Raw genomic sequence first — 16,578 nt, forward strand, 5'->3', positions numbered from 1 at the left:
GCTGTCAGCCAATGATCGGCCTCTCTTCCGGGTAGCGGACGACGCGACGACGGTTGCGCAGCGCGAGCGCCGCGGCGAGCGTGATCGTGCCGGTCCGGCCGATGAACATGAGCACGGCGAGCACGTACTTCGCCGGGTCGGGCAGGTCGGGGGTGATGCCGGTGGACAGCCCGCACGTGGCGAACGCCGAGATGACCTCGAACAGGATGACGTCGAGCGTGAGTCCCGTCATGGCGAGCAGCAGGAGCGCCGCGACCAGCACGAAGCTGGCGGAGACGAACGCCACCGCGATCGCCACCTGCAGCGTGTCGCGGGAGATGCGCCGGCCGAACGCCTCGACGTCCCGGTCGCCGCGGCCCTCGGCGACGATCGCGAGCAGCATGACGGCGAGCGTCGTCACCTTGATGCCGCCCGCGGTGCCGGCGGACCCGCCCCCGACGAACATGAGGGCGTCGAGCAGCAGCCACGTGCCCTCGTGCAGCTCGCCCACGTCGACCGTCGAGAACCCGCCCGAGCGTGGCATGACGCCGGCGAACAGCGACGCCAGCAGCGTCCCGCCCCAGTCGAGGGGCTTGAACGTGCCGGGGTTCGTCCACTCGAACGCGGCGACGACGACCGAGCCGAACACCACCAGGGCGAGGCTCGTCGTGACGGTCAGCTTGGTGTGCAGGTTCCACCGGCGCGGGTCGCGCAGGTGGTTGGCGACGTTGAGGATCACGGGGAAGCCCAGGGAGCCGATGAAGACGCCGATGATGATCGGCAGCAGCATCCACCAGTCCGAGACGAACGGTGCGAGCCCCTCCGGCGTGGGCACGAAGCCGGCGTTGTTGAACGCGGAGATGGCGTAGAACACGGCGTGCCACGCGGCCTGGCCGGGGTCGCCCTCGTGCTGCAGCAGGCGCGGGAAGAGGATCAGCGCGATGGCGACCTCGAGGGCGGTCGACGTCACGATGACGGTGCGGACCAGCGACCCGACCTCGCCCAGCCGCGTGACCTTCGTCTCCGACGACACCAGCAGGCGCTGCGTGAGGCCGATGCGCCGCGAGACCGCCATGCCGAGCAGGGAGGCGAGCGTCATGACGCCCAGCCCGCCGATCTTGATGGCGACGAGGATGACCACGAGCCCCCAGATCGACCAGTACTCGCCGGTCGGGACGGTGACGAGGCCGGTGACGGTCGTCGCGGAGGTCGCGGTGAAGAGCGCGTCGACGAACGGGGCGCGCTGCCCGTGCGCGGTGGCCCAGGGCGCGGAGAGCAGCGCCGTGACCAGGGCGATGACCAGCGCGAACACCGTCAGCGCGAGCCGCGCGGGGCCCTGGCGCGCGGCGCGGTCGACGTACTCGCGGACATGCCACAGCAGGCCCGGTCCTGCCGCCATGCCGCCTCCCGCCGTGCGCCGACCGTGACCCGCCGCCGGGACCACCGACGGCGGTGGTCGGGTCCGGACGGCGGCCCGGCTCGCGCCGGACAAGGGCCCATGCTGGCACGCCCCGCCCACACCCGTGCGCCGCGACGCGGACCCCGCCCCGCCCCGGGGCCCGTCCGTGCGCCCGCCACCCGTCCGGCGCCCGGCCGGGGCCGTCCGGTCGACACGGCCCGCGGGGCGGTGGGACGGTGTGCCCATGACGGCGACGGCCACGGACGCGGCCACCCCGGGTGCGGCCGCCGCCCCCGTGCGGGTGGTCTGGTCGACCGAGATGCTCGGGTACGACTTCGGCGTCGGGCACCCCATGACGTCCGACCGGATCGACCTCACCATCGCGCTCGCCGCCGGCCTGGGCCTCCTCGACGAGCCGGGCGTCGAGGTCGTCGACGCCCAGCCCGCGAGCGACGCGCTGCTCGCCACCGTGCACGACCCCGCGTACGTCGCGGCGGTGCACGCCGCCGCCGAGCGCGGCGTGGCGGACCCCGACCGGGGCCTGGGCACGCGCGACGACCCGCTCTTCCCGCAGATGCACGAGGCCGCGGCGCGCGTGGTCGCCGGCTCGGTCGACGCGGCGCTGGCGATCTGGGCGGGGCAGGCCCCGCACGCGGTCAACGTGGGCGGCGGGCTGCACCACGCCATGCCGGGCGCGGCGTCGGGGTTCTGCGTCTACAACGACGCGGCCGTCGCGATCCGCGCGCTGCTCGCCGCGGGCGTGTCCCGCGTCGCCTACGTCGACATCGACGCGCACCACGGCGACGGGGTCCAGGCCGTCTTCTGGGACGACCCGCGGGTGATGACCGTGTCGCTGCACGAGACGGGTGCGGCGCTCTTCCCCGGCACCGGGCACCCGCGCGAGACCGGTGGTCCCGGCGCGGACGGGACGGCCGTCAACGTGGCGCTGCCGTCGCGCACGGGCGACGCCGGCTGGCTGCGCGCGTTCGACGCGGTGGTCCCGGCGGTGCTGCGGGCGTTCGAGCCGCAGGTGCTCGTGACGCAGCACGGGTGCGACACCCATCGCATGGACCCGCTGGCGTCCCTGCGCGTGAGCGTCGACGCGCAGCGGCTCGCGGCGGAGCGCCTGCACGTCCTCGCGCACGAGCTCTGCGACGGGCGCTGGCTCGCGCTGGGCGGCGGGGGCTACGCGGTCCTCGACGTCGTGCCGCGCGCGTGGGCGCACCTCATCGGGATCGCGACGCACCGGCCGGTCGCGCCGGCGACGCCGGTGCCGGACGCGTGGCTCGACGCCGTGCGGCAGCGCTACGGGCGCACGGCCGTGCCGGTGATGACGGACGGTGCGGTGGTGGAGGCGCGGCCGTGGTCGGCGGGCTACGACCCCGCCGACGACGTCGACCGGGCGGTCCGGGCGACGCGCGCGGCGGTGTTCCCGTCGCTCGGGCTCGACCCCGAGCTCGACTGACGCAGCGCGGGCCCACCGGGCCGCGCCGAACTCGCCGCCGGCAGCGCGTGCCGGTTGCGTGCCCGTTCCGCCCCCGGCGCGTCCTTGGTCCCAGACCCGTCCGGGTGACCGCGGTGCGGAGGCGCCGTCCCGGCTTCCCCACCTGTCACACGCGCCACTACTGTGGAGGACGAGCACCCCACCGGTGGGTGGCACGCCGCCGGTGCTTCACCGGCCATCGGGAGGGCCGGACCATGGACGAGCCGCGACGCGATCCCCAGGACCGGGTCCGGTTCCTCACGGTCAACGAGGTCGCGGACCTCATGCGCGTGTCGCGGATGACGGTCTACCGCCTGGTGCACTCGGGCGAGCTGCCGGCCGTGCGCGTGGGCCGCTCGTTCCGCGTCCCGCAGGACGCCCTGGACGCCTACCTGCGCTCGTCCGCGACGGTGGACCCGGGTGCGGCCGAGGAGCACCGCCGCTCGTCCTGACCGGCGGCGCGGGCGCGCACCGCGTCCGCGGCGGGCCGGGGACGGCCGGTTCGCGGGGTCGCTGCCCGATCCCGTAAGGTGGGCCCCCGGACTTCTGCGTGCGTGGACCGGTCGGTCGTCTCGGATCCGCATCGCCGCGCGCGTCGGCCGACCACCTTCGCGGTCCTCACGGGCCGTGACCGGACACGAGTGAGGACCTCCATGGGCTCCGTCATCAAGAAGCGCCGCAAGCGCATGGCGAAGAAGAAGCACCGCAAGCTGCTCCGCAAGACGCGTCACCAGCGCCGCAACAAGAAGTGAGCTGAGCGCACCCGCGCAACGCAGCGCACCCCGGGCCCGGTCATCGACCGGGCCCGACGTGCGTCTGCGTCCGCGCGCCTTCTACATCGATGTACTCTCGGTGGGTCGAAGGAGGCCCTCGATGACGTCGCCGTCGTCCTCGCCCCACCCGTCCCTGCCGGACGCTCCCGTCCCGGTCCGGCCGCGCGCCCACGCTGCGCGGACGCGGGACACGACGCCCGCCTCTCTGCCACGCTGTGCCCGGGGCGGGAGGGCCGCACGGTGAGCGGGGGCACGGCGGCCCGGCCGGGTGCCGGGGCCGTGCCGCCCGCAGGGGCGGGTGCGGGGCCGGCTCGCCCGGCGCCCGTCCGGGCGGGGGTCGACGCCCGGGAGGCGGACACCACGGCGGCGGACGCGGTCCGGGCAGGGCACGTCCCCGCCGGGCAGGTGCCACGGGGTGCCGCGGCCGCGGGGCCGACGACGAGGGCGAGGGCGGGCGGGATGAACGGTCGACGGACCGGCACGGTGACGATGCACGACGTCGCCGCGCGGGCGGGCGTCTCGATCAAGACGGTGTCGAACGTCGTCAACGGCTACCCGTACATCCGCGCGACGACGCGCGAGAAGGTCGAGTCCGCGATCGCCGAGCTCGGCTACCACGTCAACGTCTCGGCGCGGAACCTGCGCCGCGGGCGCACGGGCCTCATCGGCCTCGCGGTGCCGGAGCTGTCGCTGCCGTACTTCGCGGAGCTCGCCGACTCGGTCATCCGGGCGGCCGAGGCGCGCGGGGTCACCGTGCTGATCGAGCAGACCGGGTCCGTGCGCGAGCGCGAGCTCGAGGTGCTCGCCGGGCAGCGGCGGATGTTCACCGACGGGCTGATCTACTCGCCGCTGGCGCTCGGCCCCGACGACGTGGACCGGCTCGCCGCGGTGGACTACCCCATGGTCCTGCTCGGCGAGCGGATCTTCGGCGGTCCGGCCGACCACGTGACGATGAGCAACGTCGAGGCGGCGCGCGCCGCGACGCAGCACCTGCTCGACCTCGGCCGCCGGCGGATCGCCGTCATCGGCGCCCACGCGGGGGAGACCGTGGGCTCGGCGGCGCTGCGGCTGCAGGGGTACCGGGAGGCGCTCGAGGCGAACGGCGTGCCGTTCGACCCGGCGCTCGTCGGCGAGGCCGGCCTGTGGCACCGGGCGACCGGTGCGGAGACCATGGCCCGCCTGCTCGACGCCGACCTGGGGATCGACGCCGTGTTCGGCCTCAACGACGCGCTCGCCCTCGGGGCGCTGCACGTCCTGCACGCGCGCCGCGTCGACGTGCCGGGCCAGATCGCCGTCATGGGCTTCGACGACATCGACGAGACGGCATACTCCTCGCCGACGCTCTCGACCGTGCACCCCGGCCGCGAGCAGATCGCCCGGACGGCGGTCGACCTGCTGCTGGCGCGCATCGACGAGCCGGGGGCGGACCGCCCCTACCAGCAGGTGGTCGCGGACTTCTCGGTGGTGGCGCGCGAGTCGACGCTCGGGGACCAGGCGCCGGCGGAGCCGACGCCCGCGGGATAGGGCCGGCGGAGCCGGCGCCCGCGGGGTAGGGCCGGCGGAGCCGGCGCCCGCGGGATAGGGCCGGCGGAGCCGACGCCCGCGGGATAGGGCCGGCGGAGCCGACGCCCGCGGGATAGGGCCGGCGGAGCCGACGCCCGCGGGGTAGGGCCGGCGGAACCGGCGCCCGGGGGGACGCGGTCCCGTGGGCACGCCTGCGGGCCGGGGCGGCGCCTCAGCGCGCGTCGATGCGCCGCAGCCGCACGTCGACCAGCCACCCCGTGGCGAGCAGGGGTGCGGCCACGCCCGCGAGGGGCAGCAGAGCGGGCACCACGGCGCACGTCAGCGCCCACACCGCGACGGCGGCGAGCACGGCGACGGACGTGCCGGGGCTCACGGCCGGTGCGAGCAGCAGGAACCGCCACGTGCGGGCGGGGGAGTCGTCGTAGCGGCGCGTGACCGGCGCGAGGTGCGCGAGGACCACGACGGTCCAGGCGCCGGCGAGCGCGAGGCCCAGCCCGGCGGCCGCGCGGACCGGTCCGGTGAGGACGCCCAGGGCGACGCCGTCGAGCCAGAGCAGGACCGCGACGGCCCACAACGGCGCCCCCAGGACGTTGAGCCGGCGCAGGGCGCCGCGCCAGGCGGCCCAGAAGTCCCGCCAGACGTGCTCGGACGGGGCGCCGTCGGCGACGCGGGCGAGGAGCGCCCCCGCCGCGTGGAGCGACGGGAACAGCCCGAGCACGACGCCGCCGGCGAGCGTGCCGAGGACGAGGAGCAGCTGCGCGGCCACCACGTGCGCGACCGCGCGCAGCACGGTCATGACGCGGCCGGCCCAGCCGACGGGCTCGTCGGCCGTGGTGCGCACCGGTGCCCCGGCGTACGTCACGGGGCACCGCCGGCGTCGACGGCCGTGCCGTCGGCCGTGGACCGGATCGCGTCGGCGGGCGCGCCGCCGTCCACGCGGGTGCCCGTCGTGACGCGCCCGCGGTCGTCGAGCGCGACGAGCGCGAGCGTGGCGCGCGCGCGGACGGCGTCCCACGCGGGCAGGACGACCGCGGACGCGTGCGCGCCGTCGGACCACCGCCACGTGAAGCGCCCGGACCCGAGGGCACGGACGTCGTGCAGGTCGAGCGTGCGCAGCCGGCCCGCCTCGACGCCGCCCGGGTGGGTGCCGGGCTCGAGCGTCTCCCACGTGCCGGTGAGGACGCCGGCGTCGGCGGGCCAGCGGTCCACGTCGTCGTCCTCGTGCGCGGGGCCGGCCCAGGGCTGCGGGCTGACGAGCGGCCAGCCGTCGTGCGTCCACACCAGGCGCCGCACCTGGACGCGGTGCCGCGCGGGGTCGTCGGCATCGCGCACGTGGTGCACCAGCAGCTGGCGGCCGGGTGCGTCCGCCCGGGGCGGCTCGGTCAGCACGGACGCGTGGCCCGGTGCGCGCAGGCCCGGGCCGCCGGTGAGGCGGTGCCCGGCGAGCACGACCGTGCCGGCGTCGGCCGTGGTGTCCCGCAGGTCGCGCCCCCGGCGGTCGCGGTAGGGGCCGGTGACGGCGCCGGCGACGGCGGTGCGCACGTGGTAGGTCGAGAACAGGGAGTCCCACGACGCGAGCAGCGCCCACCCGCCGCCGGGGCGGGGGAGCACGTAGGCGCCCTCGACCGCGCCCTCCGCGGCGGCCGGGCGCCGGGCGAGCAGCACGCCGGGGCCCGGGCTCGGTGCGCCGGGTGCGGGCGCATCGAGCGCGAGGCCCGTCGCCGGGTCGAGCTCGAGGGCGTGCAGCCCGCCGAAGAACGACCCGTAGACGAGCCAGTGCCGGTCGCCGTCCACGGCCACGGCCGCGTCGATCGCGTTGGGCGGGCCGTCGCCGTGCGGCGACCCCTCGGCGCCCGCGGGCACGGCGTCGCTCGTGACGACGAGCCCGCGGTCCTCCCACGGGCCCGCGGGGTGCGGCGCGACGGCGAGGCCGATGGCGGACCGGCGCGACCCGAACGTCGAGGCGGACCAGTACATCCGCCACCCGCCGGCGACGCGCACGACCTCGGGCGCCCACAGCCCGGCCGCGCCGGTCCAGGCGGCCGCCGCGGCGGGCACGCCGGGCAGCGCCCAGCCGTGGAAGTCCCAGTGCACGAGGTCGGTGGAGCGGCGCACCTGCACGCCGCCGCGCACGCTGCCGGTGCTCGACGCGTCGGTCGAGAACAGCCAGTAGACGCCGTCGTCGTCCCGCACCGCGGTCGGGTCGTGCGCGTGCTCGCCGCCCCACGCGGCCGTGTCGGGCACCGGGCCCGGCTCGGGCCCGGGGTCGAGGTCCGGGTCGACGGCCGGCCCCGTCGCGGTCATCCGTCAGCCCTTGGTGCCGGTGAGCGCGACCGACTCGATGATCTGCCGCTGGAACACGAGGAACACGATGAGGATGGGCAGCAGCGCCACGAACGAGGCCGCCATGATGAGCGGGTAGTCGCGCTGCGTGGCGTACTCGACGTTGAGGTTGGCGATGACGACCTGCAGCGTCTGCTTCTGCGGCGAGTTCAGGTAGAGGATCGGCGACAGGTAGTCGTTCCACACCGCCATGAACCACAGGATGAACTGCGCCGCGATGGCGGGCCGGATCATCGGCACGATCATCCGGCCGAAGACCGTCAGGTACGACGCGCCGTCGATCTTCGCCGCCTCGACGAGCGAGTCCGGGACGGACTCGAGGTACTGGCGGATGAAGAAGATCATGATGATGTTGCCGAACAGCAGCGGCACGATCAGGGGCAGCAGGGTGTCGACCCAGTGCAGCCGCGAGAACATGACGAACTGCGGGATCATGATCGTGGGGTAGGGGATCATCATCCCGGACAGCAGCCCGAGGAAGATGACGTTCTTGCCCGGGAGCCGCATCTTCGCCAGTGCGAACGCCGCGAGCGCGGACGTCACCGAGCCGATCACGGTCACGGTGCCGGCCACGATGATCGAGTTCTTGAAGCCGGACAGGATCGGCGCCTCGGTCCACATGCGCGCGAACGTGTCCCACTGCGGGTCGCCGGGCCACAGCACGGGCGGCAGCGCGAACACCTCGGGCTTGGTCTTCACCGCGGTGGTGAACATCCACAGCAGGGGCGCGAGCATCATGATCGCGAACAGCGAGAGCACGACGAGGAGCACGGCGTTGACGACGCGGCTCTCGCGGTTCGCGCCGCTGCCGGACATGGCGGCGCCGGTGCCCGTGCGTCGGGGCAGGGTGGGGATGGTGGTCATGGCGGTGCCCCTCAGTCGATGCTGAAGCTGTTGCGCCGGTTGAGGCGGAACTGGATCAGGGTGATGACGAGGACGAGGACGCCCAGCACGATCGCCATGGCCGTCGCGTACCCCATCTGCTGGTAGCGGAAGGCCTGGCGCCAGATGTACCAGACCACCGACGCGGAGCTGAACTCGGGCCCGCCCGCGGGCGTCATGATGTTGATCTCCGTGAACAGCTGGGCGCCGCCGATGATGTTCGTGACGACGAGGAAGAACGTCACGGGGCGGACCATCGGCAGCGTGATGTGCCGCAGCCGCTGCCACCACCCGGCGCCGTCGAGCGCCGCGGCCTCGTGCAACGAGGCCGGCACGGACTGGATCGCCGCCAGGTACAGCAGCATCGAGTACCCCAGGCCCTTCCAGACCATCATGAGGATGATCGCGGGCTTGACGGTCGCGGTGTCCTGGAGCCAGTTCGGGCCGTCGATCCCGAACCACGCGAGGACCTGGTTCACGAGGCCGAAGTCGCCGTTGTAGGCGAACTGCCACACGATCGCGATGGCGGCCAGCGACGAGATCACCGGGACGTAGTAGATGGTGCGGAACGCGGTGCGGCCCGGGATGCGCCGGTTGAGCGCGATCGCGAGCAGCAGGGCGAGCGCCAGGCCGATCGGGATGCCGATCATGTAGAAGAACGTGTTGAACAGCGACTGGCGGAAGTACTCGTCGCCGAGCAGCCGCGTGTAGTTGTCGATGCCGATGAACCGCATCGGCCCGAGGCCGTTCCAGTTCGTCAGCGACGCGTACCCGGCGAACAGCACCGGGTACAGCGTGAACAGCAGGAACCCGATCACCGGCGGGGCGACGAACGCCATGGCCCACCGGTGCTCGGTGCGGTGCAGCTGCCGGCGCTCACGGGCCGTGCGCATCGGTGGACGGGCGTCCGACGGCTCCACGCCGGGCGTGGCCGGCAGTGCCTCGGGGGCCGCGGATCGCGACATCGGGGGTCCTCTCGTGCGAAGGCGGGCCCGGCCGCCGCCGGAGGGGCGGCGGCCGGGCCCGGTCGGTCAGCTGCCGGCGAACGCCTGCTCGGCGTTGGCGTTGGACTCGTCGAGCAGCGCCTGCATGCGCGGCTGGACCTCGGCGAGGTAGTCGGCGGCGGTCTGCTCGCCGTCGAGGACCGGCTGGATGTTCGTCCACAGCTCGTCGTACCAGGCGGCGCCGTACGTGAACGCGGCCGGCATCGCGCGGCCGTAGTCCTGCACGATGTCGAGGAACTCCTTGCGGTTGGCCGGCTCGGCGTCGGGCGCGGCGGCCCACTCCTCGGCCATGTCGATGAGGTTCGGCACCTGGATGTTCGCGTCGACCAGCGTCTGCTGGGCCTGCTCGTCCGCGGACAGGTAGGTGACGAGCTCGACCGCCTCGTCGGGCATGTCCGTGGTGCCGGACACGCCGATGCCGAGCGACCCGATCCACGCGCCGGCGCCGCCGTCGCCGAGGGTCGGCCAGGGGAGGAGGTCGTAGTCGAAGTCGAGCTCGTTGTAGACGCTGACGTCCCACGGGCCGACCGGGAAGAAGCCGATCTCGCCGGCCATCCAGCGCTGGTACGTGTCCAGCGTGGCGGCGTCGCCGGCCGACGGCGTGACGCCGTCGACGGTGGTCAGGTCGGCGAACTCCTGGAGGGCCTCGGCGAACTCGGGGGTGTCGACGGTGACCTCGGTGCGGTCCTCGTTGACGAAGTCCCCGCCGTTGCTCCAGACCAGCGACTGCAGGTTCCAGGTGACGTTGGGGCCGGTGCCCCACTGGTCGATCGCGCCGTCGCCGTCGGTGTCCTTCGTCAGCTGCGTGCAGATGTCGACGTACTGCTCCCACGTGAGCGGGACGTCGGGGTCGGGCAGCGGGATGCCCGCGGCCTCGAACATCGTCTTGTTGTACCCGAACGCGAAGGGGCCGACGTCCTTGGGCAGGCCGTACAGCCGGCCCTCGGGCGTGCCCTGCAGCTCGCCGTCGAAGCGGTAGGAGTCGACGCCGTACTCCCAGATGTTGTCCAGGTCGACCCCGAGCTCGTCGACCTGGTCGGTGATGTCCATGAGGACGCCCGAGGCGACGTAGGACTGCAGGTTCGCCTGCTCGATGTAGAACACGTCGGGGACGTTGTTGCCCGCGACGGCCGCCTGGAGCTTCGTCGCGTACTGGTCGGCGTCGGTGACGATGACCTCCACGTCGACGCCCGTGTCCTCGGTGAACTTGTCGATGGCCTCCTGGTAGGCCGCCTTCTCGTCCGGTCCGCCGCGGAACATGAACGTCAGCGACCCGCTGTCGCCGCCGCTCCCGCCGTCGCCGCTGCACGCGGTGAGCGAGAACGCCCCGACGAGCGCCGTGCACGCCATGCCGACGGCCAGCCTGCTCTTCTTCATCTGCCTGCCTCCCTGTCGTGGGTCGGTCAGGTCACGCCGGTCGGGGCGGCCGGGGGCTTCCCCGGGGGTGGCGCGCAGCGCGCCGCCCGTCCGCTCCTGCTGGTCGTCGTTGACCTCTCCTGTGCTTGCCAACGTCGTCCTACAACGTTGATCTACAACGTTGCACAAGGTGCCACGTCGACTCCGGTCGGTCAAGCCACGATCGGATAACGGCGGCGCGCGTGGCCCCGCGGCGGCACCGGGGTGCCGCCGCCCGCGGCGGCCGGCGTTGACGAGTCGGCGGCGCTCGTGCAGGCTGGGCCTACAACGATGTAGATCTGATGCGAGGAGCCCGACGATGGCGTTGGCGCACACCCCACCCATGGGGTGGAACAGCTGGGACTGCTACGGCACGACCGTGACCGAGGCGGAGGTCCTCGCGAACGCGCGGTTCCTCGCCGAGCACATGGCGCCGCACGGCTGGGACACCGTCGTGGTCGACATCGACTGGTCCGACCCGGACGCGCGCCCGCACGGCTACGTCGAGGACGCGGCGCTCGTGCTCGACGCGCACGGCTACCCCCAGCCCGCCCCCGGGCGCTTCCCGTCCGCCACGGACGGCCGCGGCTTCACGGCACTCGCCGCCGAGGTGCACGCGCTCGGCCTGCGGTTCGGGGTGCACGTGCTGCGGGGGGTGCCGCGCCGCGCCGTCGCCGCCGCGCTGCCCGTCCCGGGCGACGAGGGCTGGACGACCGCCGACGTCGCGGACCCGACCTCGACGTGCGCGTGGAACGGGCACATGGTGGGGCTCGACCACACGCACCCCGGTGCGCAGGCCTGGCTCGACGGGCTCGTCGCGCAGCTCGCGTCGTGGGGCGTCGACTTCGTCAAGGTCGACGACATGCTCGCGCCGTTCCACGCCGACGCGGTCGCCGCGTGGAGCACCGCGATCGCGCGGTCCGGCCGCGACATGGTGCTGTCCCTCTCGCCGGGCACCCGGCTGTCCACCGAGCACCTGCCGCTGCTGCGCGAGCACGCCCAGATGTGGCGCGTCTGCGACGACCTGTGGGACCGGTGGGAGGACGTGCACGCGAACTTCTCCCGCCTCGCGCGGTGGGCGCCGCACCAGCGGCCCGGGGGCTGGGCCGACGCCGACATGCTCCCGCTCGGGCGCATCGGCATCCGCGCCGAGCGCGGCGAGGACCGCAGCAGCCGGCTGACCCTCGACGAGCAGCGCACCCTGCTCACGCTGTGGGTCATGGCCCGCTCGCCGCTCATGATGGGCGGTGACCTGCCGACCTCGGACCCGGCGACGATCGCCCTGCTGACGACGCCCGCCGTGGGCCACGTGCTGCGCACGGGCGTCGACGGCCGGGAGCTGCTGCGCGAGCCGGTCGGGGACGGGTCCGACGCCGGCGAGCTCGTCGTGTGGGCGGCGCGCGCCGGCGACGGCACGGACGGCCGCTACGTCGCCGTCTTCTGGACCGGCGACCGGCCCCGCACCGAGCGGCTGCCGCTGTCGTCGCTGCTGGGCGACGACGACGCCGCGCGCGGCCCGTGGTCGGTGCGCGACCTGTGGGCCGGCGACGACCTGCCCGCCCCCGCCGGCACCACCGCCGAGCCGCGGGGCGTCCTCGAGCTCGAGGTGCCGGCGCACGGCGTGCGCTGGGTGGAGCTGCACCGGCAGGACTGAGCGCGACCTCCCGGCGCGCCGCCGCCGGACCCCCGAACCGCCCGGACGCCGGGCGGGCGAGCCGACCTGCCCGCACGCGCGGGCGGTGCACGACCGACAGGAGCCGTCATGATCCCCGTCCGCCTCACCCTGGACCCGGCGTTCCGCGTCGGTCCCGTCCGCCGCCGCACCTTCGGCTCCTTCGTCGAGCACCTGGGGCGCTGCGTCTACACGGGCATCCACGACCCCGGGCACCCCACCGCGGACCAGGACGGGTTCCGCACGGACGTCCTCGAGCTCACGCGCGAGCTGGGCGTCTCGACCGTGCGCTACCCGGGCGGCAACTTCGTCTCCGGCTACCGCTGGGAGGACGGCGTCGGCCCCGTCGACCGGCGTCCGCGCCGCCTCGACCTCGCGTGGCACTCCACCGAGCCCAACACGGTCGGCGTCGACGAGTTCATGCGCTGGGCGGCCCGCGCGGACGTCGAGCCGATGATGGCCGTGAACCTCGGCACGCGCGGGGTGCAGGAGGCGGTCGACCTGCTCGAGTACTGCAACGTCCCGGGCGGCACCGCGCTGTCCGACCTGCGCCGCGCGAACGGCGCGGCGGACCCCTACCGGGTGCGCATGTGGTGCCTCGGCAACGAGATGGACGGCCCGTGGCAGACGGGCCACAAGACGGCCCACGAGTACGGCCGGCTGGCGGCGGAGACCGGGCGGGCGATGCGCATGGTGGACCCGTCGATCGAGCTCGTCGCGTGCGGCTCGTCGAGCTCGTCGATGGAGACGTTCGGCGAGTGGGAGCGCGTCGTGCTCACCGAGGCCTACGACCAGGTCGACTACGTCTCGGCGCACGCCTACTACTGGGAGGAGGACGGCGACCTCGGCTCGTTCCTCGCCTCCGCGGTCGACATGGACCACTTCGTCGAGTCGGTGACCGCCACCGCCGACGCCGTGCGCGCGGCGCAGAAGAAGAGCAAGCGCATCCACGTCTCGTTCGACGAGTGGAACGTCTGGTACCAGCGGCGCGCCGAGTCGCGCCCGCCGAGCGGCGACGACTGGCCGGTCGCCCCCGTGCTGCTCGAGGACCGCTACAACGTGGCGGACGCCGTCGTGGTCGGCAACCTGCTGATCAGCCTGCTGCGCCACTCGGACCGCGTGCACGCCGCGTCGCTCGCGCAGCTCGTCAACGTCATCGCCCCGATCATGACGGAGCCGGGCGGCCGGTCCTGGAAGCAGACGATCTTCCACCCCTTCGCGGCGGCGTCCCGGTACGCCGCGGGCGAGGTGCTCCGCGTCGCGGTCGACGCGCCCACGTACGAGACGGCGCGCTACGGCGACGCGGCCCTCGTGGACGCGGTCGCCACGCACGACGCGGAGACCGGCGACGTCACGCTGTTCGCCGTCAACCGCTCGACGGGCGCGCCGGCCGTGCTCGACGTCGACCTGCGCGCGCTGCCGGGGCTGCGGCTCGTCGAGGCGACGTCGCTCGCGAACCCCGACCACACGTGGTCGGCCACCGCGGACGACGACACCTCGGTCGCGCCGCGCACCAACCCGACCGCCGAGGTCGCCGACGGCCGCCTGCGCGTGCAGGTGCCGCCGGTCTCGTGGAACGTCGTCCGGCTCGGCACCCGCGCATGAGGCGCCTCGCGACCGCCGCCGTCGCCCTCGGGGCGGCGGCGGCCCTCGCCGCGTGCGGGAGCGTCCTGCCCGGCTCCGGCGGCCCGGCGGCGACGGACCTCGAGCCGGCCGGCGACACCCGTGCGCACGACCCCGCGCTCGTCGTGGGGGAGGGCGACGAGCCGTGGTACGTGTTCTCGACCGGCGACGTCCGCGTCGGCGCGGGCTCCCCGCAGGTGCGGCGCTCGGACGACGACGGCCGCACGTGGGAGGACGTCGGCACGGTGTGGGACGCCGCGTCGCGCCCGCACTGGGTCTACGAGCGCATCCCCGGGGTGCAGAACTTCTGGGCGCCGGACGTCGTCGAGCACGACGGCACCTGGTACCTGTACTACTCCGCGTCGACGTTCGGCTCGAACCGGTCCCTCATCGGCCTCATGACGAGCCCCACGCTCGACCCCGACGACCCGGCGTTCGCCTGGACCGACCACGGCGAGGTGGTCGCGTCCGAGCCGGGGCGCGACGACTGGAACGCCATCGACCCCAGCGTCCTCGACGTCGACGGCACGCCGTGGATGGCGTTCGGGTCGTTCTGGGGCGGAATCCAGCTCGTCGAGCTCACGTGGCCGGAGGGGACCCGCGCGGACCCGGCGGCCGAGCCCGTCACGATCGCGAGCCGCATCGGCGCGGAGAACGCGATCGAGGCGCCCACCCTCGTGGAGCGCGACGGCTGGTTCTACCTGTTCGTCTCGCGTGACTCCTGCTGCCGGGGCTCCGACTCGACGTACAGCACGGCGGTCGGCCGGTCGCGGGACGTCACGGGCCCGTACGTCGACCGCGAGGGGCGGGAGATGACCGCGGACGGCGGCGAGGTCCTGCTCACCACGCGCGGGGACCGGGTCGGGCCGGGCGGGGAGTCGTACTCGCGCGGGTACCTCGCGCACCACTGGTACGACGCGGCCGCCGGCGGGGAGATCCGCCTCGGCATCCGCGAGCTCGCGTGGGACGACGAGGGCTGGCCGATCGCGACCACGCGGGAGGAGCAGGACGAGGACCGCGGCTGACGCCCCCGCGAGGCGCGGCAGCGACCGGTCAGCGGCCGGTCAGCGGCCGGTCAGCCGCCGGCGGACGGCCCGGACCACGACCGCGCCCGCCCACACCAGCCCGGCCAGGCTCGCCGCGTTCGCGCCGCGGCGGGCCTGGCGGCGCCGGCCCCGGAACTCGCGCACCGGCCAGCCGGCCTCGGCGGCGTGCCGGCGCAGGCGCCGGTCCGGGTTGATCGCGCAGGGGTTGCCGACGGTCGACAGGATCGGCACGTCGTTCGTCGAGTCGCCGTACGCGTGGCACAGCGCGAGGTCGTACCCCTCGCGCTCGGCGAGCCCCCGGACGGCGCTCGCCTTGGCCTCGCCGTGCAGGAGGTCGCCCACGAGGCGGCCCGTGTAGTAGCCGCGGTCGTGCTCGGCGATGGTGCCCAGCGCGCCGGACGTGCCGAGGCGCCGGGCGATGAGCTCGCCGATCTCCACCGGGGTGGCCGTGACCAGCCACACCGCGTGCCCGGCGGCGAGGTGCGCGTCGAGCAGGGCGCGCGTGCCCGGGTAGATGCGCAGGCTCAGGACCTCGTCGTACACGTCCTCCGCGATCGCCGTGACCTCGGCGACCGAGTGCCCGCGCATGATCGCGAGCGCGCGTGAGCGGACCTCGTCGATCTGCTCCCGGTCCTCACCGAACGCCCGGTAGCGCGCCTGCTGCCACGCGAAGACGAGGATGTCGCGCTTGCGGAAGAAGTCGCGGCGGTACAGGCCGACGGCGAGGTGGAAGGCGCTGGCGCCGCGGATGATCGTGTTGTCGACGTCGAAGAACGCGGCCACGCGCGTGCCCTCGGGGACCAGCGCGGCGCGCGGCGTCTCGACGGTGGCGGCGAGCACGGGCCCCGTGCCGCCCACGTCGGGGCCGACCACGGCGCCCTCGCCGGTCTCGTCCGCCGCGTGCACCCGGCCACTGTAACGACGCGGCGTCCGTGCACGGGCGCCGCGCCCGCGCGCGGTGCGCACCCCGCACGCGGAGGCCTACCGTGGCGGCGTGACCGGACAGCCCCACCCCGATCCTGCCGTCCCCGCCGGACCGGCCCCGGTTCCCGCCGGACCGGCCCCCGTGCCCGCCGCGCAGGCGCGCGTCGTGCTCTACGGCCGCGCCGGCTGCCACCTGTGCGACGACGCGCGCGCCGTGGTGCAGCGGGTCAGCGCCGCGACCGGTGCGCCGTGGGCGGAGGTCGACGTCGACGCCCCGCAGCCGGACGGGCGCGTCCTGGCCGACGAGCTGGGCGAGCTCGTGCCCGTGGTCGACGTCGACGGCGTGCGCCGCGGGTACTGGCGCGTCGACGAGAGCCGCCTGCTCAGGGCCCTCGCCGCGGGGCCGCCCAGGCCCTAGCGTGTGGTCCGGCGCCGGGACCGCGCCCGCGACGGGGCGGGGCGTGCCGCCCGGTGCGCTGGGGGGTCGACGTGGACGGTCGTCGCGCAGGGTCCGGTCGTGGGGCGCAGGTG

Annotated in this window: 15 protein-coding genes; 8 read left to right on the plus strand and 7 right to left on the minus strand. The window is 74.9% G+C overall.

Annotated features, from left to right (window positions below; all coding sequences use genetic code 11):
• Positions 1-4: 4 nt before the first annotated feature.
• Entirely contained in the window at positions 5-1,378 is a 1,374-nt protein-coding gene (locus E5225_RS03890; RefSeq protein ID WP_135972943.1) for a TrkH family potassium uptake protein, read from the minus strand.
• 244 nt (positions 1,379-1,622) lie between these two features.
• Here E5225_RS03890 and E5225_RS03895 point away from each other — a divergent pair, with 244 nt between their 5' ends.
• The 4 genes from E5225_RS03895 (at position 1,623) to E5225_RS03910 (ending at position 5,158) form a co-directional block, all read left to right on the plus strand.
• Positions 1,623-2,843, plus strand: coding sequence for an acetoin utilization protein AcuC (locus E5225_RS03895; RefSeq protein ID WP_135972942.1), 1,221 nt, complete (start codon positions 1,623-1,625; stop codon positions 2,841-2,843).
• A 233-nt stretch (positions 2,844-3,076) separates the two neighbouring features.
• Positions 3,077-3,313: a helix-turn-helix domain-containing protein gene (locus E5225_RS03900; RefSeq protein WP_135972941.1), complete on the plus strand. Its 237-nt coding sequence runs from the start codon at positions 3,077-3,079 to the stop codon at positions 3,311-3,313.
• Between the two features lie 201 nt (positions 3,314-3,514).
• Positions 3,515-3,613 (plus strand): 30S ribosomal protein bS22, encoded by a 99-nt coding sequence (locus E5225_RS03905; RefSeq protein WP_003792170.1) that lies wholly within the window; start codon positions 3,515-3,517, stop codon positions 3,611-3,613.
• A 510-nt stretch (positions 3,614-4,123) separates the two neighbouring features.
• Positions 4,124-5,158, plus strand: a complete 1,035-nt coding sequence (locus E5225_RS03910) for a LacI family DNA-binding transcriptional regulator (protein ID WP_243738163.1) — start codon at positions 4,124-4,126, stop codon at positions 5,156-5,158.
• 211 nt (positions 5,159-5,369) lie between these two features.
• On the opposite strand, the gene E5225_RS03915 is transcribed toward E5225_RS03910, so the two are convergent.
• The 5 genes from E5225_RS03915 to E5225_RS03935 form a co-directional block, all read right to left on the minus strand.
• A complete protein-coding gene (locus E5225_RS03915) occupies positions 5,370-6,020 on the minus strand; it encodes a YesL family protein (protein ID WP_135972939.1) in 651 nt (216 codons plus the stop codon).
• Positions 6,017-7,462, minus strand: a complete 1,446-nt coding sequence (locus tag E5225_RS03920; RefSeq protein ID WP_135972938.1) for an arabinan endo-1,5-alpha-L-arabinosidase — start codon at positions 7,460-7,462, stop codon at positions 6,017-6,019. Before E5225_RS03920 ends, E5225_RS03915 begins: the two co-directional genes overlap by 4 nt.
• A 3-nt stretch (positions 7,463-7,465) precedes the next feature.
• The gene (locus E5225_RS03925) at positions 7,466-8,365 is read right to left on the minus strand and encodes a carbohydrate ABC transporter permease (protein WP_135972937.1); all 900 of its coding nucleotides are present in this window, start codon (positions 8,363-8,365) and stop codon (positions 7,466-7,468) included.
• Positions 8,366-8,376: 11 nt separating this feature from the next.
• On the minus strand, positions 8,377-9,348 hold the full coding sequence (locus E5225_RS03930; RefSeq protein WP_135972936.1) for a carbohydrate ABC transporter permease: 972 nt from the start codon (positions 9,346-9,348) through the stop codon (positions 8,377-8,379).
• A gap of 66 nt (positions 9,349-9,414) precedes the next feature.
• Positions 9,415-10,764: an ABC transporter substrate-binding protein gene (locus tag E5225_RS03935; RefSeq protein ID WP_135972935.1), complete on the minus strand. Its 1,350-nt coding sequence runs from the start codon at positions 10,762-10,764 to the stop codon at positions 9,415-9,417.
• A gap of 337 nt (positions 10,765-11,101) precedes the next feature.
• Between E5225_RS03935 and E5225_RS03940 the strand changes: the two genes are divergently transcribed.
• The 3 genes from E5225_RS03940 to E5225_RS03950 all read left to right on the plus strand — a co-directional run bounded on the left by E5225_RS03940 (position 11,102) and on the right by E5225_RS03950 (position 15,102).
• On the plus strand, positions 11,102-12,436 hold the full coding sequence (locus tag E5225_RS03940) for a glycoside hydrolase family 27 protein (protein WP_135972934.1): 1,335 nt from the start codon (positions 11,102-11,104) through the stop codon (positions 12,434-12,436).
• Between the two features lie 108 nt (positions 12,437-12,544).
• Positions 12,545-14,059: an arabinosylfuranosidase ArfA gene (gene arfA, locus E5225_RS03945; protein ID WP_135972933.1), complete on the plus strand. Its 1,515-nt coding sequence runs from the start codon at positions 12,545-12,547 to the stop codon at positions 14,057-14,059.
• Positions 14,056-15,102 carry an arabinan endo-1,5-alpha-L-arabinosidase gene (locus E5225_RS03950; RefSeq protein WP_135972932.1) on the plus strand — a complete coding sequence of 349 codons (1,047 nt, stop codon included), beginning with the start codon at positions 14,056-14,058 and terminating at the stop codon, positions 15,100-15,102. Before arfA ends, E5225_RS03950 begins: the two co-directional genes overlap by 4 nt.
• Positions 15,103-15,141: 39 nt before the next feature.
• Here E5225_RS03950 and E5225_RS03955 read toward each other — a convergent pair whose 3' ends face one another.
• Positions 15,142-15,963 carry an HAD family hydrolase gene (locus E5225_RS03955; protein ID WP_424945127.1) on the minus strand — a complete coding sequence of 274 codons (822 nt, stop codon included), beginning with the start codon at positions 15,961-15,963 and terminating at the stop codon, positions 15,142-15,144.
• A 154-nt stretch (positions 15,964-16,117) separates the two neighbouring features.
• On the opposite strand from E5225_RS03955, the gene E5225_RS03960 reads away from it, so the two are divergent.
• Positions 16,118-16,465: a glutaredoxin family protein gene (locus E5225_RS03960; protein ID WP_341765570.1), complete on the plus strand. Its 348-nt coding sequence runs from the start codon at positions 16,118-16,120 to the stop codon at positions 16,463-16,465.
• Positions 16,466-16,578: the final 113 nt, after the last annotated feature.

The sequence above is a fragment of the Cellulomonas shaoxiangyii genome (genome assembly GCF_004798685.1).
Taxonomy (GTDB): Bacteria; Actinomycetota; Actinomycetes; order Actinomycetales; family Cellulomonadaceae; genus Cellulomonas; species Cellulomonas shaoxiangyii.